The following is a 24034-nucleotide window of genomic DNA, read 5'->3' as shown; positions in this document are numbered from 1 at the left end:
AATTCCAACAGCAAAAAAGCACATTTAAAAAAACAGGGAATACTTTATCCTCAATTTCTCGCAATCCTCACTACGGGCGCTTAAATCCGACAGGATCCCGGGCATTTAGCAGTGACTCATAAATCGACTTAAAATTTACCGTATTCAGGAATTCCCTGGCAATGGTGGTTAATTCCTCAGATTTAAGCACCAGCGCATTGCCCGAGTTGTGTGCCTGCCTCAAATAACGAGCCTTAACAGATCTTTCAAGAGCAGAATTATTCTGTGTTTCAGTCATCATGACATACAGCTCTTCCGGTGAGGATACCTCTTGGGCACCATATCTGTTGGAATATATGCGTCCGACAGAGGCCTCCAGAAAACAATAAGTTAAACGACTGCCCCTGGTTTTTGTCATATGATACAGGTAAAAAATGAATGCCTGGTAAATAGCCTGTTTAACTATTTTGTCAGGGACACTTGAACGGTCATTACCAGACACACGGAGGGAATTTATAATTGGCATGTACCTTGCCCAGATTTCCTTGGTTTTTTTATTAATCTCTTCAGACTTTTTTTGATGTCGACTACCTTCTCGCTTCGCTGGAAGACGAACATTCCTGTGAGTTTTATTAGTATGTTTTCCGGATACTTTACAAACTTCAGCGCGATATTGATCGTATGTCAGATTATATCTGAAGTTTTTTCCCATAACCTGCCATGGTTCTGATGAATAATGGGCTTCAACTTCATCCGCGATAACTGTGTAGGCCCAATCAGGCTGACCCAGTATAATAACCGGGCGAATGCCAGTCTTACTGGCGTTTAACTGTGGAAAAGCGGGCTTTCGCACCAACATTCGCTCAATGTCCGGAATGCCCTCAGGGTTGTTCGTCCAGGACAACTGTAAAGACGAACAGTCGATTTGTTCTTCCAGGAATGGCGAAACCCCATTAAAACTTTGGGTTACGAAAAAATGATTGTCTCCTTTCAGTTCCCATTCGTAACAACTCAGCCACTTCTGGCTATTCCCCAACGGAGTCAGCAATGCTTTATACCAATGTTCCAGGTAACTGACGGCCTGAGCCTTCAATTCCTTTACAGTTTCCAGACGTACCATCAGGTCATGATACTTAGCCGCTGGAATAATACTGCTAAGGTATCTTTGCGGGGGTCTTAGCCAACCCGCCTTGAATGCTTCAATGGCAAAATGAATGACTGGGGGGTGGGCTAAATTACTCTCTGTCAGTATATCCACCATTGAACCCAACCAATCGTCATGATATCCATAACGGTTGTGAACAATCGTTTTTGAGTAGAGCGCCTTGAGCAGCCCGGTCACCTGATCTTCACTACTGCTGGACAATATTTGACTCACCGCCTCAGACATCGGTTTATAGTAGGTACCGGTACGCCTACAAAACACCTTGCCAATCAACCGAGATTCCTCAAAGTTCAGTGTCTCTTTCTTTAGCAGGATTGAGACTCCCAGAGAAAAACCGGTTAAGTCTTTGTCTTCCCAAAGCCTTTTTACCACCTCGCTGGTATCTGGCGTTTTATTTGGTAATGCACAGCCTGCCTCAAGGGTTTTGTGCAGATCTTCGACACTCCGACCATAAGCTTTGGCAAGGCGCTGCTGTTGCTCTGGATCAGCACTGTCCAGAAACGCCTTAATCTTCTTTGACTCGGTGCTGGAACCACTTCCCTGCCGGAAAGGCTGAAAGTCAGGTTCGATTCGTTTTACCTGTACAGGAGCACCTCCGAGATCCTCTGACTTCCAGCTCATTCCGCCATCCAGTGAATACTCCGGATATAGGTGGTATTTACCGCTTACTGCGCGTGCAGGAATTCCAAAATAGCGGCAGAGCGCCACAAATATCGGCGTTCTGTGTTGACACTTGCCCTGTTGACGCCACAGCAGAAAGCGAAAAAAACCTTCGCCACCTTCATATTTCTCTGAGCCCTTAAAATTTTTGCAGTACTCTGCTATCGCAGCAATACGATCATTCAGGGTCTTTGCCGACTGAATACAACGAATCTGTTCCTTTTGATTCTCCGCCATATCAGCTGCTGCAAAGCCGTTAAAGAATTCAGTTAATTGTAATTTCATGGCTTCAGAAACAGTGCAGTCTAACCTCGCGTCGCCAGATTGCTGCAATAAATCCAACGTGTCGACCGAAGGTTTTTTACAGGAACTTTCTGTCACTCTTTTTTCTACAACGTAATTAACTGTTATTTCCTGATCATCCCCGACATTTGGAAAACGCACCATGTGAAGACCTGTATACCTGTCTTTTATCAACCGGTAATCCAGAGACGGTTTTATTCGCAAAGCCTGGATAGTTTCATCCGGGTTCAGACCTGGCAGGTAAAAATACTTATCCTTGTTTACCCGCAGGCAATGAACCCCCAGACTCTGCTCGCTGCCCAGGGTTACTTCTCCATCAGGCAGAGTGGAGGGAAACACCACCTCAAAACCGTGCACCCCGGGGCTAAAACTGCGTAGTTCAACATTACCCTGATTATTCAAAGCCACATCAAAGACCTCCAGGCGATACATCCCGGGACTTTTACGAGAGGCAAAAATCTTTCTCTCCACCAACTGACGTAACGCTCTGTGTTCATAAGCGGTATCAACATCCAGATAATGAATCGTTTTGGCGGGTAGCTCTGCCTGATTATCAAGAGGCAGGGTATCGTTTGCACAGATAGTGGCAGCCTCTGTTTTGCCATTTTCCCGTGGTGCAGATTGAGCAGCTTCAGAGAGGGGCTTTCCCGGAGAGTTATGTGTATCGCCACTATTTACTGAAACAGCACCAGGATATTTTACTGAAACAGCACCAGGATATTGTCCATCAATTTTTGCCAGTTTATGGGCCATCGCTTCTGCGCCGGAACTGTGAGAATCTGACCTTTTTCTGCCACTGCCGGAATAGTGTCTGACGGGGTTTGATACTATCCGTGAAATTTTCTGCCAAAAGGCAGGCCACAAAAAAACCTTGTTGGCATCCCATGCACTTATCTGTTTGTCAGCTTCCCGGAAATATGGCTGGTTAATGGACATTTTCAGGGTTTGCTTTTGAGCATCCGTCAGGGTAAATACAGTATTTGCCTCCAACCCAGTCTGATTAAACCGGTGATCAAACCAGCAGTGCTGCCAGTATCGATAAAGAGTCTGGGTCAGAATATCATCCGCATCTTTCGGTTTCGGGGAGAGACCCGAAGCCTGCCATTGGGCCTGCGCCACACGCCTGATGATTTCCGTTCGGGCCTCTGCATCACTCAGCTCAGCCTTGATGTGTATTTCATGGTGCTGTTCATCAATATGGTTGAGATTGCTGCGACGTATCAACCAGGGGCGATCAGAGCCAGCCCTGGTGTGGTGAAACCAATTGCAAAGTACAGGATCAATCCCCCGCTGGCCAATGGGTACAGCCGATAATTCTGGCAATTTCTCCAGGGTTGCTCTGACCGCGATAAAATAAAGCTGATAGTGATGATTGATGTGTTGACGGAGCGTATTTTCGGTAAAGTCTCCGTCTTTAATGACGGCCCTGGCCAGATTTTGTAAATCCAGGCCGGTGGGCTGCAAGGGCAGGCCTTGCTGTTGCAAACAGGCCCTCAGTTGACAGTGCCACTGGGTCAACAATGCAGCTGCGGACTTTCCCTTTGGCGTTTGTGGCAACACTTTTTCAACAATGGCCAGCAGTTCCGCCGGATTATATTGTCGGATAGGCAAATAGCGGAAACGTCCTTTGAGCGCTGGTGATAACGGTTTGCGGCCACTGTACCGGGGAGGATTGGTGGTGGCAAACAGGTGGAAACCCGGATGAGCATCACCGGCCAGAATATCATTAAGCTCCCCCTCCAGGTGCTGGCTATCAATCAGATTCAATTCAGAAATGACTACGATGCCGCCATTGACTTTCGCCCGCTGGATGGCTTCGCACACTCTGTCCCAGGAGCAATCCCCGGCATTGCAATAAAATACCTCTGGCATGGATTCTCCCTGCTGTTTGAAGCTTTCAATCAACAGGTTCAGGGTGACATCCTTACCCCGCCCGGCAGGGCCTTCAATCAGGGTAGCCTGACGACCATGATGTTTTCTGACGTGATGATGCGCCTGCTGACATCGGCTTAAATCCTGACCAAGCCGTTGCACCAATTCACTGACCGCTGATCCGGAGGTATCAAACTCAGGCCGGGTTTGTAACGTCGCCCGGATAAAAGTGTTACGTATAACCTCCAGGACCTGATTATGTACCAGGTCTCTCAAAGTGTTGTCTACCTGGTCACGGGCAGAAAACCAGAGTTCCAGTGCTGTCCTGGCATCCTGACTCACCCCGGGAATTTCTGAGCCCAGTACATCCTGAAAACTCTGCAAAATCAACCCATCCACCTGCTCACGGGTAACGCTGCCCTGTCTGTGCCTGGTGGCTAATGCACGATCCAGATACCAACCCACCCAGCTGCAGATATCGGTCAAATCCCTGGGGGTAAACTCATGTTCCGGCAGCAATTCCGGATAATATTGCCAAAGCACCATCACACGGTCACTGGCGCTACGTACAATGTCGTCTGTTTGCGGTTCTGGCAAATACCGTTGTAACTGCCTTAGCAGAGCAGGTTCAACCACCCGGTCCCGAAGAAAAGCCCGATTTAAGGGAAGGTAGTATGGCCCGGGCAGTTTCTCCTTCAGCACAGGGTCTAATTGGCGTCCGGCGTAATGGCCCGGGTTACCGGTCAAAATCACTCGGTGCTGAGCAGTCACCTTGACCGGGTGACCGTTAACATAGATGCACGGTACCGGTTCCCATAAACCATTCAGGGAAGCCTGCAATCCGGTATTGGCCAGATTGGCCTCATCCAGAACCACTGTGACATAATGACCTGCAGCGGCGGGTTGAGTATTGGCCCATTCCAGTAACGCCCGGTCTTGTAATGCCATATAACGGTCACCACCATCTCCGGTGCCGGTATGTTCCTGCCATTGCCAGCGTTTCATCAGGGTCTGTTCGCTGTCGCAGGGGCCCAGAGAAATCAGCGAAGCCAATCCGGACGCCTCGGCAGTTTTGGCGGCAAAATAACTTTTACCAGTCCCGGTTTCTCCTTGCAGGAAAATGACGGGGGAGTCCTCAAGCCGGTCATGGAGCCTGGATAAACGACGAAGTTCCCGATCCTTCTGGTCAACCGAACCGTAATAAAGATCATGGGCCAGCGCCTGAAGTGGGGCTTGAGCGCAACCCTGCCATTCAAGTGATTGCACCAATAGATGCTCCAGGCGTGAAATGTGCTCTGGGTCACTATTTCTGGATACGCTCTGCTGGCTAACACGATAACAATCCATCGCCAGAGTATGAATGGCATCAGATCGAGTCTGTGCTGAATGTGGACGTAACTGCCAGCCAGAAGCCAGCGCATCTTCTAACCGCCTGATCTGATTTTGTGGCCTGATTGCTAACTGTTGGTACCGCTCTGCCTGCAGTGGGTCAACCTGCAGCTGCAAAGCCACCGAACTCCGCTGCATCCGGGGCGTTTGTGCGACAATCAAGGCACAGAGGCAATCCATACATTCGTTGGACATGCAAGCTTGAAATGGATATTCATAGGACAGGTTCAGTTGTTCAAATACAGTATTGGCAAAGACAGTCGGGCCAAAAGCCCTGGCCAGTTGCCACACATTGAGGCAGACAAAACTCCTGTCCAACGGCTGGGCACTGTTAATGACAGCATTCAAACGATCAGGATCCACCCAGGCAGTTTGCGCTGTATCCGGCAATAGCTGTCTGCAAGCCACCTTCATAAAATCACGAACTGACCGATTCTGCCGGGTGCCATGGCTGAATACGCTATCGATGGCTTTGCGCCAATGGCAGGGTTGCAGCTGCGGTGCATGGTCAACCTGCTGTGCCCGCCGGGCAGCCAATATCAGGTTATTCAACAGCCCTTCTGTGATTTCAGGCAATGGATGACAAAGGGTGGCAGGTACGGTTTTAAAAGCTTCGCAGAGTTGCCTGAGCGCCTGTTCCGGGAGTTCAGTCCGGGACATACCATGATGTTCGGCGGTGATATTCCAGATATCTACCGGTGGACATAACTCTGCGGCGGCGATCATTGCGCTCCATACCGGGGATGGGCTTTGTGCAAGCTCAGGCCAGAGTACTGTGATACAAGCTTTCGGGTAAGCCTGTAATATGCCGTTAACCAGCAGGGGTTGTCCAGATACCAGGGGCTCAAGCAGCTGCTGAAGCTTTGGATTGCTCTCCAGCCCCCGGAATACAACGGGCTTGCCCGTGGTCAAAGCTGCCTGCAAGCCGCTCTGACAGCGACCAAAATACGCCTTTTGCTCCGAAGTGATAAAGATATTGTCAAACAACTGGCTGAAGCCGGTCTGGTTGTTGATCTGTATCACCAGGGGAATTTCCTGGTGGCTATTAATCCAATGATTTGCCTGGGCACTGTGCTGATAAGTCACTGTGTTAACGGGGGCGTGATCCCCGGTATTATCTTTACCGCCAATACAGCTGGCCAGTTCGGGTTGCCCGGCTTTTTCTGTCAGCCCAAGTGATTGCGGTTGCCGCTGTGAATGAGCGACCTGAAGCTTCGGTTTTACCCCTGTGGTCTGGTGGATATTCTGCAGTGTACCCAGCAAAAGAAACCAGAGCGCTTCACTGAGAGGTGAAGTGACTGTCACCACGTCACCGGCCTTCACCTGGTCCAGCAAGCTGGTGTTAGGAACCGCAAAACCTTCCTGCCCGATACTGATTGGCCCCAACCATTCCATAATATTGCTATGGTTAATAATCAATGGGTTTTGTGGCTCGTTACCGGCAAGTCTTGCATCCCCAGAGTTAGCCATGATTTGAAACAGCGATAGCAGCTCGTCATCTCCCACCGGCATCCGGTAAAACTGAATATCTTCTGGCAGAGTACAGAGAGCACCGTTGCTCTCATAACGCTTTTGCGCCAGCAGTTGGCGAATGGTCTGTTCAAATGCCAGATTATGCCAGTCGGCTCCTTTGAGAATCACCCGTTGCCCGGTTTTCAATTGCTCAAATTTGCCTGGCAGGTGCCGGATACGCCCCTGCTTATCCACCCCGGGTCCACCAAAAAACAGCTGTCGCCAATTACTGTGCAAATGACAGTGGATAATAACGGTATTGCCATCATCCATAGCACTGCCCGAGGGGAGTTCAGCCAATACCGGTGGCACATCACCGATGTCCATTGTCTGGTCATTGCCACTGTCTGCGTCAAACTGCCAGGTATTGCCCGGTCGATTAATTCGTCGCCAGAAATCCGCACCCGGTGCTTCGTCACTTTTCCCCACCATCGCCAACTGCTCATGACTGGCCAATACCAGCAGCGAAACATGTTCACCCAGAGCACGTTTTTTCTGAGTGACTTGGTCAAACAGACAAGGATTATCGGGATCCAGCAAATCATTAAGTTTTGGCAGCTCGTCACTGGTGAGCATTCGGATATCGATAACCAGGGTCAAAGGCTCGTTATTTTCAAATAGCTTGCCCGGTTTCAGAGAGTGATGACCGGTCCCGGAAATACTCAAGCGGCTGAGCAGGTTCCCCTGCGAGAGATCATCCGGATGAGAAAGAATGACTACGTCTTGCTGCTCATCATGGGTTTGAGCAGATAAAAGATGTCGAACCTGATGATTATTAGCGACAAAACGAAAATCAAAGGAATGTGAAAACCTCAGGTTTGGTGAGACCTGTAAGCATACAGTTCTCGCAGTGTCAGACAGCGGAATCCGGGGTGACGTTAAATGCAGCCTGGATTGTACTTCAACGCACATATCCACTGGCTTTAATGGTTGCTTCAATTTTGCCTTTTTGGCCGACAAGTTACGCTCTGATGCCAATTGTACATTGCTTCCACTATTTTGAATGTTCATAGATCCCGCCACTCCATTAACCTTTGAGGTTCTTTTTGGATTACAGACTGCTGAACTATTCTTTGCAGAAAAAAAACCGGTATCAGAAATGACACCTATCAAGAAATACTGCGTTAGAACTGAAAGTTGTCAGGTAGTTTAGAACACAAATAGCTGACCACGGTTTAGCTCATGATCGGAACCTGAAGGGGAGCTTACGACTGGGAACATTTCAATCACACGATTGCGCCCCAAAGACCTGCACAGGCCAAGCCTGGCAGGGCTTGTTGCGTCCATTGCTTTTTTCAACTGACCACGTCAGCCAGGAGCTCCCGAACCGGCTTGAAGGAGCGACGATGGACGGGAGCAGGCCCCAACTTTCTTAACGCTTCAAGGTGGACTTTTGTAGGATAACCTTTATGCCCTGCAATGCCATAACCGGGCCACTCCATGTCCATAATCAACATTTCCCGGTCGCGGGTCACCTTGGCAATAATGGAAGCAGCAGCAATCTCAGGAACACGACTATCGCCTTTTACAATGGCTTCAGCACGACAGGAAAGCGCTGGACAGCGGTTACCATCGATATAAGCCAGTTCGGGCCTGACCGATAATCCCTCTACGGCACGCTGCATTGCCAGCATGGTGGCATGGAGAATATTCAGTTCATCAATCTCTGCTACTTCAGCCCTGCCCAGTGACCAGGCCAGGGCGTTATGACAAATAACGTTAAAAAGTGCCTCTCGCTTTTTCTCCGACAGTTTCTTGGAATCATTCAAACCTTCAATCGGGCGGGCAGGATCCAGGATGACAGCAGCAGCAATCACCGGGCCACACAGTGGACCTCTGCCCACTTCATCAACACCAGCAACAATAATTCCTGTGTCACTGGCGTCACACCAGTCAAATTGATTTTGCTTCACTGACTCTCTACCCGCTGCCTGGTCTGCTGAATAACTGACATCACCGCTTCATAGGCCAGTCTGCTGGCATCCTGCTTCAGTTGATGGTGAATCTCCTTAAAAGAATGTTCCAGAGCCCCTCTGTACTCTTGGTCCTCAATGGCCTTCTTAATCAAAACCCTGAGATTTTCAGGAGTAGCATCGTCCTGTAACACTTCAGGTACCAGCTCTTTGTCGGCCAGAAGATTGGGCAGTGCGACATATTTGACCTTCACCATCCGGCTGATAATGGCAAAACTGAGCGGTGCCATTTTATAACTGACTACCAGCGGTTTTTTATGCAGTGCAGCCTCAAGAACAGCGGTGCCCGAAGCGATCAGAATCGCATCCGAGGCGGCCATAACCGATTGTGCCTGACCATCATAGACCGTTACGTCCAGATCCGGAAACTCACGGACAATGGGTAGAAGTTGCTTTTTTCGTCGCTCATTGGCACAGGGAATTAAAAAGCGGGCATCCGGGAAGTCTTTCCTGAGCAGGCGGGCGGTCTCAAGAAATAGTTGACCAAGTTTGGCTATCTCTGGTTTGCGGCTGCCCGGCAAGAGCCCGATCACCGGCCCACCACCATGACTGACACCCAGGGTATGTCTGGCTGCGTCTTGATCCGGGTTCATGGAAATCTGGTCAGCCAGGGGGTGGCCAACAAAGGTCACAGGTACACCGTGATTCCTGTAATAGTCCGCTTCAAATGGGAGCAGTGCCAACATGTGGTCTACGGAGTGCCGGATTTTTTTCAGACGACCTTCACGCCAGGCCCATACCTGGGGGCTGACATAATGCACGGTTGGAATACCGGCCGCTTTCAGCCTGCGTTCAAGCGCCAGGTTAAAATCAGGGGCATCAATACCAATAAACACATCAGGCTGATCGGCAATCAGTCGCTCCCGCAACTGTTTGCGAATACCCAGCAGTTCTCGCAAACGCCCGAGAACCTCAACCAGCCCCATCACCGATAACCGTTCCATGGGGAACACGCTGTCAAAACCCTCTGACTGCATCAGGGGACCGCCAATACCATAGCAGTAAGCATCCGGATAATGTCGTTTGATTTCCCGGATCAGCCCGGCCCCGAGAACATCCCCTGAGGCTTCTCCTGCAACCAATGCAATACGTAATGATATCCCCGGGGAAGAAACAGCCGACTGCATCACCGGGTAATACCACGGCTTGATGATTTCAGAGAGTCAATCAGCAGTTGGATTTCCGGTAACGGCTCCATACTCTCGAGACGATCAATCGCTTCAGCCGTTCTCAACCCCTGACGGTAAATGATCTTGTAGCACTGTCGCAGTTTGCTGATCAGTTCAGGCGTATATCCCCGGCGACGCATGCCTTCAAAGTTCATACCATGGGCTTCAGCAGGATTACCGCTGGACATGATAAATGCCGGCACATCTTTGAACAGTGCCGTATGGGCAGCGCTCATACTGAAGGCACCAATCTTGCAGAACTGATGCACCGTCGTGTAACCGCCCAGGATGACACAATCACCAACCATCACATGACCGGCAAGTGCCACATTGTTAGCAATAATACAGTTGTCGCCTATAACACAGTCATGGGCCACATGCACATAGGCCATCAGCAAATTGTTACTGCCAATAGCAGTCAGCCATTGATCCTGAATGGTGCCACGATGGATGGTACAGCCTTCACGGATAATATTGTTATCGCCAATCACCAGGCGAGTGGGTTCACCAGCGTATTTTTTATCCTGACACTCTTCACCAACACTGGAAAACTGAAAAATACGGTTATTTTTCCCGATCACCGTCGGGCCCTTGATCACCACATGGGAGTGAATACGGCTACCCATACCCACTTCAACACCCGGCCCAATATAAGTCCATGGCCCAACTTCAACATCTTCACCAATACGGGCACCCGGTTCGACAATAGCCGACGGATGAACTCTGGCGGTTGGATGAATATCGGCTTGCAACGGGCTAATGGCTTCAACCGCCCCGGCCGCTTCAGAATCAGTAACGGAGAGTGTGTCGCTCAAGATTTTATTTCCTTTCTTGCACACGTAACTTCTGCAGAGCAGACAATATTACCATCAACCACCGCCTCACAGGCAAATTTCCAGATATCCCGTTTCAGTGCCAACAGTGTTGCCCGGAGAATCAGCTGATCACCGGGAACCACCGGTTTGCGAAAACGCACCTTATCCACCCCGGCAAAAAAATAGATTGTGTCGCCATCCGTCTTGCGAATGTGATAACCAAGGATACCTGCTGATTGAGCCATCGCCTCAATAATCAATACCCCCGGCATCACCGGATGCTGTGGGAAATGACCATTAAAATGTGGCTCATTACTGGATACATTTTTAAGACATTCGATGGAGCCTTTTTCTGTATCCACATGAAGAACCCGATCCACCAGCAGAAAAGGATACCGATGGGGCAGGATCTCCTTTATTACCTCAATTCGTCTCATTCGCCATAAACTCTATAACAGAAAAAGGCTGGACAACCAGCCTTTCCTTTACCGTAAAAATTCTTACCCTGCCAGGTTTCAGTGCACTTATCTCAGTCTCACTGTTTCTCCAGCTGTTTAACCCGCCTGGCCAGATCATCCAGTTGCCGGAAACGAACCACGTTTTTCCGCCACTCACGACTCTCCATAAAACCAGTACCGGAAGAGTAGGAACCAGCCCGGGTAATTGAGCGCGTAATCATGGCCATGCCACTGATAAACGTCCCATCAGCAATGGTCAGATGACCGGCAAAACCAGCGGCTCCGGCAATAGTACAGTTTTTACCAATCTTTGTACTTCCGGAAATACCGACACCAGCGGCAATAGCCGTGTTCTCGCCGATTACCACATTGTGAGCAATCTGAATCAGGTTATCGAGGCGAACTCCATTGTGTATTTCCGTATTACCCAGGGCACCACGGTCAATACAGGTGTTGTTGCCAATTTCAACATCACTGCCGATCACCACACCACCGATCTGGGCGATTTTGTACCAGCGGCCATCCGCGTGTGCATTACCGAAACCATCACCACCAATCACCGCTCCGGAGTGAATGATGGTCCGATCACCGATGGTGACACCGTGGCAGACCGTAACATTGCGATGAAGGTGAACATGGGCACCAAGCACGGAGTCGTGCCCCACCACGGTACCGGCATCTATGCGAACACCGACGGCAATCTGAACGCCTGCCTCAATAACAACATTGGCACCAATGGCAGCGGTCGCATCCACAACAGCAGTCTCATCAACCAAGGCGCTGGGGTGGATACCTGCATTGCCACCACGGTCAGTATCGAACAGGGAGGAGAGCCGGGCATAACCCAGGTATGGGTTATCAAGAACCAGGGCATTTCCGGCAAAGCCACTGGCGGAATCCGGGCAGAGAATAACCGCACCGGCCTGAGTGGTTTCCAGATATCGGGCATAGGCCGGATTGGCCAGAAAGCTTAACTCATGCCCCCCGGCATCCTGAAGGGTATTCAGACCTGAGACCTGCTTATCCCCATCTCCCTGCAGTCGGGCACCACACTGTTCTGCCAGTTGGGACAAAGTATAAACATCAGTCATGATTCATTACTTCATCTGGTTGAGGCTTTCAATGACCTTGCGAGTGATATCGATACTTGGACTGCCATAGATGGCCATCTGACGATCAATGACCAGGTCCAGCTTTAATTCACTAATAACAGTATCGATGGCAGTCTGCAGTTTTGGCCGTAGCTTTTCACGTTCTGCGTTATCCGCTTCTGACCTTTCAGTCTGATACTGGCGTCCTTTCAGTTGCCAGTCTTCATACTTGCGTTGTAACTCTAGCTGACGAACTTTCAATTGCTCGGCGCTCAAAGTCGGGCCATCTTTTTGCAGCTTTTCCTGCATATTACGAACGTCACTCTCCAGCTTCTGCAGAGCGACCAACTGAGGCTTGAACTTGGCTTCAGACTTTTTGGCGTATTGTTTGCCCGCATCGGATTCACTTAACACCATCACCGTATCAAGCACACCTACTTTACTGCCAGTAGTGGCTGCATTGGCCAGGGGGGCCAGCATAATCAGGGCCAGGAATGCCAGTCTGATGGATTTCAAAATAAATCTCCTGAAAACGGTAAAAGGAGGCATTATAAAGAAAAGGTGCCTGATAGCACCTTTTAATTACGTAAAATACCCTCCTAAAAGAGGGATTTGCTTAGAATGGAGTCCCCAGAGAGAACTGGAAGGTCTGGGTTTCATCTCTGCCTTTGGCATTCAGAGCCTTAGCCAGACTGAAAGTCAGCGGGCCAAGGGGGGTAATCCAGGTCAGGCCCACACCAGCACTGTAACGCAGCTCACCCAGGTCCGGCTTGTAGCAATCGACCACCTTTGAGCTGCAGCTCGTATCAAACACATTACCGTAATCAAAGAACAAGCTGGTCCTTAATGAACGCTGGTCCTTGACAAAGGGTAACGGGAATAGCACTTCAACCGTACCCTCAAGCAGCACATCACCACCCATGCTGTTGAAGTCATCGCCGTTATCCCGTTGCGCAGCCTTGGGTCCAAGGGAGTTATCATTGTAACCCCTTACAGAACCAAAACCACCGGCATAGAAGTTCTCAAAGAACGGCATTTCAGAAGTGCTGCCATAGGCACCGCCATAACCCAGGCGAGTGGCAAAACGCGCCGTCAGACTGCGGGTAATGGGCTGGAAGTACTGACCTCGATACACCAGCTTATAAAACGTAGTGGTTGAGCCCGGCATCGCGGCAGACAGCGACAAACTCTGCGAATAACCCGCCGTTGGCAGCAGCCCACGGTTCAACTCTGACTGCGACCAGCCCAGTGACGCCTTGATATTGGTAAACTTGCGTCCTTCTTCATCCAGATAATCCAGGATAACCTGGGGAGTGCCGGAACCGGTGGTAATTTCCGTACCATCAACCCCGAGACTGAAATTAATGGACTCTGTTTCAGACAATGGATACCCGAAACGAACGTTACCGCCAAAGGTGTCAGCCGCATAACTGGAAATGTCCGAATCACTGTAATCGTAGGTTCGATAGTAAATATCATAACCACGGGATACACCGTCAATGGTGTAATAGGGATCCATAAAACTGAAATTATAGAGCTGGCTGACATCACTCTTGTTCAAACCAACGGTGACCTTGTTGCCGGTTCCCAGGAAGTTATTCTGGCTGACCGAGCCACCGAGCAACAGACCGTCAGACTGGGAGAAACCGATACTGGCCGTAACACTGCCGGAAGGCTGCTCTTCTACGGTGTAATTAACATCAATCTGATCGCTGGTTCCCGGCACCGGCGGCGTTTCAACATTGACCTCCTTGAAATACCCCAGACGCTCTAGCCGCACCTTGGACTGCTCAATCTTCTGGGTATTGGCAGATGCACCCTCCATCTGGCGCATTTCCCGACGCAGTACCTCATCATCGGTCTTGGTATTCCCGGAGAAATTAATCCGTCGGACATAGGCTCTGCGGCCCGGATCAACAAAGAAGGTCAACTCAACGGTTTTGTTGTCATGGTCCGGTTTGGGAATGCCAGTCACATTGGCAAAGGTATACCCTTCGTTGCCCAGGCGACGGCTCAGAATCTCTTCCGTGGTAGTAATCAGTCTGCGGGAGAACACTTGCTCCGGCTGGGCCAGCAGCAGCTTTCTTGCCTCGTCTTCGGGAATCACCAGGTCACCGGCCAGCTTAACGTCACTGACTGTGTACTTATCACCCTCAGCAACGTTGACCGTAATGTACACACTCTGCTTGTCAGGGCTGATAGAAACCTGGGTGGAGGTAATATTGAAGTTGATATAACCCCGGTCCAGGTACCATGACCGCAAGCGCTCCAGGTCACCGGACAGTTTCTCCCGGGAGTATTTATCCGCGGAACTGAAGAATTGATACCACTCGGTCTTTTGCAGCTCAAACAGGTCAATCAGTTCATCCCTGGGGAAGGCCGTATTACCCACAACATTGACATGCTGTATGGTCGCCACCTTGCCTTCCTTGACATTGATGCGCAACTTCACCCGGTTGCGGGGCTGCGCTTCAACATCGGCAGTGATCCTGGCACCGTATCGCCCCTGGGCAACGTATTGACGCTCAAGCTCAAGACGGATCGCTTCCAGTGTGGCCTGCTGGAAAATCTCACCTTCCGCCAGACCGGACCGCTCCAGGCCGGTTATCAGATCTTCCGTCTTGATCGCCTTATTGCCCTTGATCTCAATTGCGCTGATGGAGGGTCGCTCAACCACGGCAACCACCAGAACATCACCTTCACGGGCCATACGAATATCATTGAAATACCCGGTTTGATAGAGCGCCCGGGCGGCCCCGGCGATATCCGGTGATTTAATATCATCGCCCACCTCAACCGGCAGGGCATTAAAAACTGTCCCGGCTGAAACCCGTTGCAGGCCATCAATCCGGATATCTGAGACGACGAAGGCCTGGGCAGCAGGCGCGATGGCTAAAGAGCCAATCAGCAGAGACAACAGTGATCGCTTCATGGAATCCGTTCTTATCCGTGTTCATTTCGCATTAACGTGAAAAACATGCTCTTCAATTTCCACATCGCTATTCATGACGCGCAGAGCGCAAAGTGCTTTTCTTTCACCTGGATGTTTGCTGGTCAAACCGGTGCTGTTACAGCCTCATCAGGCCGTGCATCAGTCTGACCAGCGTATCATTGGAAGAGTCGGCTCAGGTCGTTATACATAGCCAGCATCATCACTCCGACAACAAACGTTACCCCGATTTTCAAACCCAGCGTCTGGGTTTTCTCGGAAAGCGGCTTGCCCCTGACCATTTCAACGAGGTAGAAAAGCAGATGACCACCATCCAGCACGGGTATGGGGAGCAGGTTCAACACCCCCAGGCTGACACTCAACATGGCCAGAAAATAGAGAAAATTTTCCAGCCCAGACTCAAGCGACGCGCCAGCCACTTTAGCAATGGTTATCGGACCGCTCAAGTTTTTCACGGAAACAAGCCCGACAACCATCTTCCAGAGGGATTCCAGGGTCATACTGGTCAGCGACCAGGTCGCCTGGGCACCTTTTACCAGCGAATCAATCGGCCCAAACTGTAAATGACGAATCATGGTTTCTGGCCAGGAAACCTGTTGGACACCTGCACCGATAAAACCGGTTGTCACCCCATCAGTGGATCGACTGCCCGGGGTCAACGGCATTTCCTGACTGACGCCATCCCGCTCAACCAGCAATTGCAACGTTTGACCGGCATTGTCACGGATCAGTTCAACAAAGTGCATCCAGTCAATGACGGTTTCGCCATTAACCTGCAGGATTTTATCACCCGACTCCAGACCATCTCTTGCTGCCGCCCCATCGTCCGCTATCTGACCAATGACCGCTGGGATAACAGGAGAGTAAGGCACAATACCCAGGGACCGCACAGGATTGGGCTGTTCCTCATTAACCAGCCAGTCGACTATTGCGATATTTTTATCCCGCACAGCCCCCTCTGAGGCCTCTCCGGGCTCACCCGCCCGGATAGAGACATCAAGATTTCTGCTCTCACCAATGAAGGACAGCAGCTCCATGTTTACGGCCTGCCAGCCCGGTGTTTCCACACCGTTCACAGCAACGATTTCATCTCCGGGGTGAATACCGGCAACGGCAGACGGAGAATCGGGAATCACTTCGCCAACCTGAGGCATCAGGGTACGAACACCCACCATGTACATGAGCCAGAGGGCAAAAATGGCCAGCAGAAAGTTGGCAACAGGCCCGGCAGCGACAATGGCAATCCGGGCAAGGACGGGCTTACTATTGAAGGAAAGGTGCTGCTCATTATCGGGCACCGGCCCTTCCCTCTCATCCAGCATCTTGACATAGCCACCCAGCGGTACTGCTGCAATACTGAATTCAGTACCGTGACGATCAGTCCAGCGCCATAATGACTTGCCAAAACCCACGGAGAAACGAAGTACTTTAACACCGCAACGGCGAGCCACCCAGAAGTGACCATACTCGTGAATACTCACCAGTATTCCAAGGGTTACTACAAAAGCAAAAATGGTCTGTGCTGAGCCAGCTATCTCCGACAAAAGCGATTCAAAAATCATGCAACACCCTGCATTTGTGAAACCTGTTTCCGGGCCAGATAGCGGGCTTCCCTGTCAGCTTCCAGCACTTGATCTATGTCGCCGGCACTCATGACCGGTAAGGTCTGCAATGTGGCATTAATGACTTCAGGTATGCGATCAAAACGCAGTTTGCGTTCCAGAAATGCATCAACGGCAATTTCATTGGCAGCATTGAGCATAGCAGCCGCGGTACCACCGCTGCGGGCCACGTCCTGGGCCAGCTTCAGACATCGGTAACGCATCATGTCCGGCGCATAGAAGTCCAGTCTGGCAATCTCGGTCAGAGACAGGGGAGCAACACCGGATGGTATTCTTCCCGGCCATGCCAGGGCATGGGCAATGGGCGTTCTCATGTCCGGATTCCCCATCTGGGCAAGTACCGAGCCATCCTCATAATCCACCATTGAGTGGATGATGCTTTGCGGATGAATCACCACCTCCACCTGCTCAGGACGGGCATCAAACAACCAGCAGGCTTCAATAAACTCAAGCCCTTTATTCATCATCGTGGCAGAGTCTACGGAAATTTTACGCCCCATACTCCAGTTTGGATGGGCACAGGCCTGTTCAGGCGTCACAGCGGCAAAACTTTCTACCGGAGACTGTCGGAATGGACCGCCGGAAGCGGTCAGCAAAATTCGCCTGACCCCTACCCGTTCGAGCCCCCTGAGGTGATCAGCAGGCAGGCACTGAAAAATGGCGTTATGCTCACTGTCGATAGGAAGAAGAACAGAACCAGATGCCTTAACCGCATCCATGAACAAGGCACCGGTCATCACCAGCGTTTCCTTATTCGCCAGCAATATTTTTTTTCCGGCACGAACCGCGGCCATGGTGGGCGGTAGCCCGGCAGCACCAACAATGGCTGCCATAACCACGTCAACATCACCATCCGCTGCCACCTGGTTCATGGCATCCTGGCCGGATTCAACAGCAATGCGCAAACCTTCAGACTGAAGGTCTGCCCTGAGTTTATTGGCCGCCTGTTCGTCTGCCATAACGATATATTGCGGGCGAAACTGACGGGCCTGCTCCAGCATAACGTCCGCGTTTCTGCCGGCTACTAAAGAATGCACGGTGTATTGATCCGGGTTCCGCGCGATCACATCCAAAGTACTTTTGCCAATGGACCCCGTGGAACCCAACACACAAACCCGCTGTCTGCCGGATTGAGCACATGATGCAGTCATGACCTAAAATACGCCCCTGGTTATCATGACAAAAAGAGTAAATATCGGAACGGCAGCCGTCAGGCTATCAATTCGATCAAGCACACCACCATGACCTGGCAGCAGGCTTCCGCTGTCCTTAACCCCGCGGTGACGCTTCAAGACACTTTCCCAGAGGTCGCCCAGAACGGAAACCAGAACAGTCAGTATGGTCAGAATCAACAACAACACCCCCTGTAAAAAGCTGACACTGAAGAACAACGTTACAATACTTGAAATCAGCACTGAGACCAGTAAGCCGCCGACCAATCCCTCCATCGTCTTTTTCGGGCTGACCCGCTCAATCAGTTTTGTTCTGCCAAAACGCTTGCCAGCAAAATAAGCACCGCAGTCTGCCCCCCAGACCATCACCAGAAGGGTAACAACCAACCAGGCAGAGTCTGGCATTTGTTTGAGCTCATAAAGACCAAGCCATGGCGGCACCAGAGTCAGCGCCCCCATCAATAATCTCAGGGGCTTATTCTCAAGCCAGTGCGCGCTCCTGGGATATTGCCCGACGAGGATAAAGGCGACCAGCCACCAGACAGCAGCCAGACCAAGAATCAGAGAAGAAGGTAAAAAAAGTGTCAGAGCACAAAAAACACCAATAGCCAGCGCATAGAACAGACGTACAGATCGCTGTTCAAAACCGGAAAGGTTTGCCCACTCCCAAGCCGCTAACATAATAATCGCGGCAATAAAAAAACCAAAACCGGTTAAAGGTAATAAAAAAACGCCTGCCAGCGCCACTGGCGCTAATATGACAGCAGTTATGATTCTTTCTTTCAGCACAGTGTTTCAGCCTCCACTTGCTCGCTGGTTTTGCCAAACCGTCGCTGGCGACGGGCGTAGCTCAGCAGGGCCTGCTGTAATTCATTACGGCCAAAATCCGGCCACAGGGTGTCGGTAAAATAAAACTCACTGTAAGCACATTGCCACAATAGAAAGTTACTGATTCGCTGTTCACCACTGGTACGAATCAATAGATCAGGGGCAGGCAAACCCGACGTACTGAGATGCTGTTCAATGGCAAACTCATCAATATTTTTAGCATCAAGCTCACCACGCGCCACTTTTTCAGCCAGTAGCCTCGCAGCAGAAGCGATATCCCACCTGCCACCATAGTTGGCAGCAATGACCAGGGTCACTGAATAATCATTGGCAGTGAGCGTTTCTACTTCTTGAATGTATTTCTGAATTTCAGGACTGAATCGGGTAATGTCGCCAATGACCTTCAGCCGGATGCGTTTTTTCTTCATCCGACGAGCCTCTCGCTTGAGAACCCCCAGAAACAGGCGCATCAGGCCATTGACTTCAATGACCGGCCGACTCCAGTTCTCGCTGCTGAACGCAAACAGCGTGAGCACTTCAACACCCTGTTCATCGCAGGCTTCAACCACTTCACGAACCCGATTAACACCCGCGCGGTGTCCGGCGAGTCCGGGCAGGTGTTTCCGTTTGGCCCAGCGGTTGTTCCCATCAAGAATAATAGCCACATGGCGCGGCAGCCTCTCTGGCGGAACTCCCTGAATGCCGCTTTTTCCCTGTAACGATGTATTGGCCATGGATTAAGACGATCTGAAAATTGGCAGGTTAAAAAAAGTGTAACAATAGAACCTTGCAGGAGCCCGCCGTAAAAAGCAAGCGCCCACAAAGCATCAAAAGACAACTGACGCCTGAAATATTGCAGTCATTACCAGCAGGATTCTGTCTGACGCCAGCCAGACAAAGGCAATAACTGCAATCCAGTACAGTCAGCCATTAGATCGCCATTAAATCTTCTTCCTTAGCAGAAAGATTTTTATCAACTTCAGCAATAAACTGATCAGTCAGCTTCTGCACATCATCCTGACCACGACGCTCGTCGTCTTCACTGATCTCTTTTTCCTTTTCCAGCTCTTTAATATCAGCCAGTGCATCACGGCGGATATTGCGAATAGCAATGCGGGCATTCTCCGCATCCTGACGCGCCTGACGAATATAGCCCTTGCGGGTCTCTTCGGTCAGCGGTGGCAGAGGAATACGAATAACTTCACCGGCAGTCGATGGGTTCAGCCCCAGGTCAGACTTCAGAATCGCCTTTTCAACATCCGGCACAATCTGTCTTTCCCAGACACGAACAGCCAGCGTACGACCGTCTTCAACAGAAATGTTAGCCATCTGGCTCAGCGGTGTTTCTGAGCCGTAGTAAGACACCTTAATGCCATCCAGAAGACTTGGATGGGCCCGACCGGTACGAATCTTGTTGAAGGCAACCGTCAACGATTCAATGGTTTTGCCCATACGCTCTTTGGCATCATCTTTAATCTCATTGATCATCATTAACCCCCGTTTACCAGTGTTCCTTCATGACCGCCAACCACAAGATTTAACAGAGCGCCGGATTTGTTCATATTAAACACCCGAACAGGCATCTGCTGGTCGCGCACCAGGCAAATTGCCGTTAAATCCATAACGCCCAGCTTGCGAGCCAGGACATCATCATAGGTCAGCTGATCAAATTTAACCGCATCAGAATACTTTACCGGATCTTTATCATAGACACCGTCAACCTTGGTGGCCTTGAGAACGACATCAACGCCCACCTCAATGCCTCTCAGACAGGCCGCAGAGTCAGTGGTAAAAAATGGATTTCCGGTACCAGCAGAAAAAATCACCACATCGCCAGAGTTGAGATACCGCACAGCACGACGATGATCATAATGCTCCACAACACCACTCATGGGAATGGCTGACATCACCCGGGTATTGATATTGGAGCGTTCCAGGGCATCACGCAGGGCAAGGGCATTCATCACGGTTGCCAGCATCCCCATGTGATCACCGGTGACCCGGTCCAGGCCTGCGGCACTCAGCGCAGCGCCACGGAAGAGGTTTCCACCGCCGATAACGATACCAACCTGTACACCGATCCCTACTAACTGACCGATTTCCAGGGCCATTCGATCCAGGACCCTGGGATCAATACCAAACTCACCTTCGCCCTGCAGAGCTTCACCGCTGAGCTTCAGCAGTATACGTTTGTATTTCGGTTGACTATCACTTGCCGGCATGTTCAGTTTCCGAGTCTGGTTGGCTAAATTACACACATCCCGCAAATGCGCTGCCATCTGGAGACTAGGAGGCTGTCCGAGAATAGACTGCCCTACGCGGCAACTGCTCCTGCGTTGCTCTAACTCCTGCATCCATGCAGTCGTGCGGTGGCAGCAAATTGGTCTAAAAAGTCGGAAATTTTTAGCAAATAGAACCACTATTCACTAAAAATTTCCGACTTTTTATCCTCAATTTTCTGCCATCCTCGCTACGGGCGCTATTCTCGGTCAGCCTCCTAGCCATGAAAGCTGCATTCGATGAACCGTCTGACCGAAAATGATCTGATCTGACCAATCAGCCAGCGAGTTGATGTGTTCTGACAGTTGACATTCTTGTCCATGAAACTTTCCCATGAAGAAAACCTGAAAATCAACCATCAGCTATAGATAGACATGAAAAGGCCAACCCAATGGGCTGGCCCAGGAGCCTGTCGGAATCAAGACTGTCCTGCGCGGCAACTGCTCCTGCGTTGCCCCGGGAGGCTGTCCGACAGGCTTCTGGTTATTACAGTCCTGCCTGAGCGCGGACTTCAGCAGCAAAGTCCACTTCTTCTTTCTCGATACCTTCACCCACTTCGAAACGTACGAAGCTGGATACAGTAGCGCCAGCTTTCCTGGCCAGTGCACCAACAGTGGTATCAGGATCTTTAACGAAAGGCTGCTCAACCAGGCTGCTTTCTGCCAGGAACTTGCTGATACGACCTTCAATCATCTTCTCGATGATATTGGCTGGCTTGCCAGACTGCTCAGCCTGAGCCTGGAAGATCTCTTTCTCTTTCTCTACCAGTTCAGTCGGCATATCTTCCTTGTTAACCACCTGTGGGTTAACCGCTGCAACGTGCATGGCGATATCACGAGCCAGTTCAGTATCACCACCTTCCAGTTTGGTCAGAACAGCGATACGGTTGTTACCGTGAACGTATGAGCCAATCACGCCGCCTGCAACGATAGCGATACGACGAACGCCGATGTTTTCACCGATCTTCTGAACCAGCGCCTGACGGGCTTCTTCCAGCTCGCCTTCCATCAGCACGTTAACGTCAGCTTCTTTACGGGCAAAAGCAGCGCCAACCACCTGCTGAACGAAGTTCAGGAAGTTATCATCACGGGCTACGAAGTCAGTTTCACTGTTGACTTCAACCAGTACACCAAAGCTGGCATCGTCAGCCACTTTAACGGCGACAATACCTTCTGCTGCGATACGACCGGCTTTTTTGGCAGCTTTTGCCTGACCGGACTTACGCATTTCTTCGATTGCAACTTCAATGTCACCCTGTGCTTCAACCAGTGCTTTTTTGCACTCCATCATGCCCAGGCCAGTACGCTCACGCAGTTCTTTTACCAGTGCTGCACTAATAGCTGCCATGGTTGATTCCTCGCAAATTGACAGTCTTTTTATGCCACCACCAATAACAGCGGCATAAAAGAATAGTTATCTGTACATCGGAAAAAAGGGGGCAAAGCCCCCTTACTCTTTTCCAAAATCGGCAAGCAGCATCTGTTATAATGCAGAACAACCCCAAAGTCTGCACTCCAGTCATAAGACCAGCTTAATCAGATACTGCCTGACACCAGGTCTTCGAAGCCTCAGGCTTCTTCAGAACCCTGCGCTTCTTCAGACTTGGGAGCTTCCTCAGCCTTTGGCGCTTCTTCGATTTCTACGAACTCGTCTTCAGCACCAGTGCTCGCACGGGCACGACCTTCCAGAATCACATCAGCAGCAGCCTTCAGGTACAGCTGGATAGCACGGATGGCATCATCGTTACCTGGAATGATGTAGTCCACACCTTCAGGGCTGGAGTTGGTATCCACGATACCAATAACCGGAATACCCAGCTTGTTGGCTTCCTGGATAGCGATGCGCTCATGCTCAACGTCGATAACGAACAGAGCGTCTGGCAGACTGCCCATGTCCTTGATACCGCCCAGGCTGCGATCCAGTTTTTCCAGATCACGACTGCGCATCAGCGCTTCTTTCTTGGTCAGTTTTTCAAAAGTACCGTCGTCACGCTGGCTTTCAAGATCACGCAGACGCTTGATGGACTGGCGAATGGTCTTGTAGTTGGTCAGCATACCACCCAACCAGCGGTGATCAACGTAAGGCATGCCACAGCGAGTAGCTTCTTCACGAATGATCTTGCCAGCAGCACGCTTGGTACCAACAAACATGACCTTGTTCTTGCCTTCAGCCAGCTTGCCGATGAACTGCAGAGCGCCATTAAAGGCAGGCAGGGTGTGCTCAAGGTTAATGATATGAATTCGGTTGCGTGCACCAAAGATGAACTTGTTCATCTTCGGGTTCCAGTAGCGGGTCTGGTGACCGAAATGCACGCCGGCCTTGAGCATGTCACGCATAGTGACTTGAGTCATGGGAATCTCCTGATTCAGGGTTATGCCTCCAAACACCCCATGTGTTCGACCAGATCATCATCCGTTTAACGGATTAAAAACTGGCACCCGGAACCATGTGTCGGTGAATGTGAGATCTTTTATCAACGTTAAGTTTAATGAAGTCCATGCTGCTCAGTCGTGAGACTAACCGCCATGTACCTCATCTTGAAATCGCATCTCGAAATCAAGTGGCGCTTTATACCATACCCGGACAATTTTCGAAACTTTTTCTGCCATTAGCCAAAACGCTGGTTATCTTCTTTCACCGCATCATATCGTTAAAGACACTGGTCCTCATGGAGAATTCACCCGCCAGGGGATAACGAAAGCTGTCCAGATATTCGAGTACTCCATCGGCCCAAGGATCTTTTTCAGCGCCCGCAAAAGGGGCGTAAGTAGTTGGCCAAATGGAATCGTATATTTC

Annotated in this window: 16 protein-coding genes; all 16 read right to left on the bottom strand. The window is 50.5% G+C overall.

Translation table 11 applies throughout. The features are described 5' to 3' along the window. Positions 1–70: 70 nt before the first annotated feature. The gene (locus tag CX664_RS12510; RefSeq protein WP_101747056.1) at positions 71–7891 is read right to left on the bottom strand and encodes an AAA family ATPase; all 7821 of its coding nucleotides are present in this window, start codon (positions 7889–7891) and stop codon (positions 71–73) included. Positions 7892–8175: 284 nt separating this feature from the next. Beyond that, positions 8176–8793, bottom strand: coding sequence for a ribonuclease HII (gene rnhB, locus CX664_RS12505; protein ID WP_101747055.1), 618 nt, complete (start codon positions 8791–8793; stop codon positions 8176–8178). After that, positions 8790–9980, bottom strand: coding sequence for a lipid-A-disaccharide synthase (lpxB, locus tag CX664_RS12500; protein ID WP_101747054.1), 1191 nt, complete (start codon positions 9978–9980; stop codon positions 8790–8792). Before lpxB ends, rnhB begins: the two co-directional genes overlap by 4 nt. After that, positions 9980–10762, bottom strand: coding sequence for an acyl-ACP--UDP-N-acetylglucosamine O-acyltransferase (gene lpxA / locus CX664_RS12495; protein WP_101747130.1), 783 nt, complete (start codon positions 10760–10762; stop codon positions 9980–9982). The genes lpxB and lpxA overlap by 1 nt, the downstream gene beginning before the upstream one ends. 71 nt (positions 10763–10833) lie before the next feature. Continuing rightward, positions 10834–11274: a 3-hydroxyacyl-ACP dehydratase FabZ gene (gene fabZ, locus CX664_RS12490; RefSeq protein ID WP_101747053.1), complete on the bottom strand. Its 441-nt coding sequence runs from the start codon at positions 11272–11274 to the stop codon at positions 10834–10836. Positions 11275–11372: 98 nt separating this feature from the next. Beyond that, the gene (lpxD, locus tag CX664_RS12485) at positions 11373–12386 is read right to left on the bottom strand and encodes a UDP-3-O-(3-hydroxymyristoyl)glucosamine N-acyltransferase (RefSeq protein ID WP_101747052.1); all 1014 of its coding nucleotides are present in this window, start codon (positions 12384–12386) and stop codon (positions 11373–11375) included. A gap of 6 nt (positions 12387–12392) precedes the next feature. Further along, on the bottom strand, positions 12393–12902 hold the full coding sequence (locus CX664_RS12480; RefSeq protein WP_163372576.1) for an OmpH/Skp family outer membrane protein: 510 nt from the start codon (positions 12900–12902) through the stop codon (positions 12393–12395). A 100-nt stretch (positions 12903–13002) separates the two neighbouring features. After that, positions 13003–15318, bottom strand: a complete 2316-nt coding sequence (gene bamA, locus CX664_RS12475) for an outer membrane protein assembly factor BamA (protein WP_101747050.1) — start codon at positions 15316–15318, stop codon at positions 13003–13005. 176 nt (positions 15319–15494) lie between these two features. Beyond that, positions 15495–16898, bottom strand: a complete 1404-nt coding sequence (gene rseP, locus CX664_RS12470) for a sigma E protease regulator RseP (RefSeq protein ID WP_101747049.1) — start codon at positions 16896–16898, stop codon at positions 15495–15497. After that, positions 16895–18109 (bottom strand): 1-deoxy-D-xylulose-5-phosphate reductoisomerase, encoded by a 1215-nt coding sequence (gene ispC / locus CX664_RS12465; protein WP_101747048.1) that lies wholly within the window; start codon positions 18107–18109, stop codon positions 16895–16897. Before ispC ends, rseP begins: the two co-directional genes overlap by 4 nt. Positions 18110–18112: 3 nt before the next feature. Beyond that, positions 18113–18919, bottom strand: a complete 807-nt coding sequence (locus CX664_RS12460; protein WP_101747047.1) for a phosphatidate cytidylyltransferase — start codon at positions 18917–18919, stop codon at positions 18113–18115. Continuing rightward, positions 18913–19692, bottom strand: coding sequence for a polyprenyl diphosphate synthase (uppS, locus tag CX664_RS12455; protein WP_101747046.1), 780 nt, complete (start codon positions 19690–19692; stop codon positions 18913–18915). Before uppS ends, CX664_RS12460 begins: the two co-directional genes overlap by 7 nt. Positions 19693–19888: 196 nt before the next feature. Continuing rightward, entirely contained in the window at positions 19889–20446 is a 558-nt protein-coding gene (gene frr / locus CX664_RS12450) for a ribosome recycling factor (protein WP_101747129.1), read from the bottom strand. Positions 20447–20448: 2 nt separating this feature from the next. Next, a complete protein-coding gene (gene pyrH / locus CX664_RS12445; RefSeq protein ID WP_101747128.1) occupies positions 20449–21180 on the bottom strand; it encodes a UMP kinase in 732 nt (243 codons plus the stop codon). A gap of 544 nt (positions 21181–21724) precedes the next feature. Next, positions 21725–22585 (bottom strand): translation elongation factor Ts, encoded by an 861-nt coding sequence (gene tsf, locus CX664_RS12440; RefSeq protein ID WP_101747045.1) that lies wholly within the window; start codon positions 22583–22585, stop codon positions 21725–21727. A gap of 221 nt (positions 22586–22806) precedes the next feature. After that, positions 22807–23589 (bottom strand): 30S ribosomal protein S2, encoded by a 783-nt coding sequence (rpsB, locus tag CX664_RS12435; RefSeq protein WP_101747044.1) that lies wholly within the window; start codon positions 23587–23589, stop codon positions 22807–22809. Positions 23590–24034: the final 445 nt, after the last annotated feature.

Origin of the sequence: Endozoicomonas acroporae, assembly GCF_002864045.1 — a bacterium.
Lineage (GTDB): Bacteria > Pseudomonadota > Gammaproteobacteria > Pseudomonadales > Endozoicomonadaceae > Endozoicomonas > Endozoicomonas acroporae.
The sequence above is the reverse complement of the archived record's forward strand: the minus strand, read 5'-3'. Positions and strand labels throughout refer to the sequence as shown.

Excerpts from the sequence above, each read along its gene's own strand:
- CX664_RS12510 (WP_101747056.1), bottom strand. The coding sequence starts at position 7,891 with ATGAACATTCAAAATAGTGGAAGCAATGTACAATTGGCATCAGAGCGT.
- lpxB (WP_101747054.1), bottom strand. The coding sequence starts at position 9,980 with ATGCAGTCGGCTGTTTCTTCCCCGGGGATATCATTACGTATTGCATTG.
- fabZ (WP_101747053.1), bottom strand. The coding sequence starts at position 11,274 with ATGAGACGAATTGAGGTAATAAAGGAGATCCTGCCCCATCGGTATCCT.
- lpxD (WP_101747052.1), bottom strand. The coding sequence starts at position 12,386 with ATGACTGATGTTTATACTTTGTCCCAACTGGCAGAACAGTGTGGTGCC.
- bamA (WP_101747050.1), bottom strand. The coding sequence starts at position 15,318 with ATGAAGCGATCACTGTTGTCTCTGCTGATTGGCTCTTTAGCCATCGCG.
- rseP (WP_101747049.1), bottom strand. The coding sequence starts at position 16,898 with ATGATTTTTGAATCGCTTTTGTCGGAGATAGCTGGCTCAGCACAGACC.
- ispC (WP_101747048.1), bottom strand. The coding sequence starts at position 18,109 with ATGACTGCATCATGTGCTCAATCCGGCAGACAGCGGGTTTGTGTGTTG.
- uppS (WP_101747046.1), bottom strand. The coding sequence starts at position 19,692 with ATGGCCAATACATCGTTACAGGGAAAAAGCGGCATTCAGGGAGTTCCG.
- frr (WP_101747129.1), bottom strand. The coding sequence starts at position 20,446 with ATGATCAATGAGATTAAAGATGATGCCAAAGAGCGTATGGGCAAAACC.
- pyrH (WP_101747128.1), bottom strand. The coding sequence starts at position 21,180 with ATGCCGGCAAGTGATAGTCAACCGAAATACAAACGTATACTGCTGAAG.
- tsf (WP_101747045.1), bottom strand. The coding sequence starts at position 22,585 with ATGGCAGCTATTAGTGCAGCACTGGTAAAAGAACTGCGTGAGCGTACT.
- rpsB (WP_101747044.1), bottom strand. The coding sequence starts at position 23,589 with ATGACTCAAGTCACTATGCGTGACATGCTCAAGGCCGGCGTGCATTTC.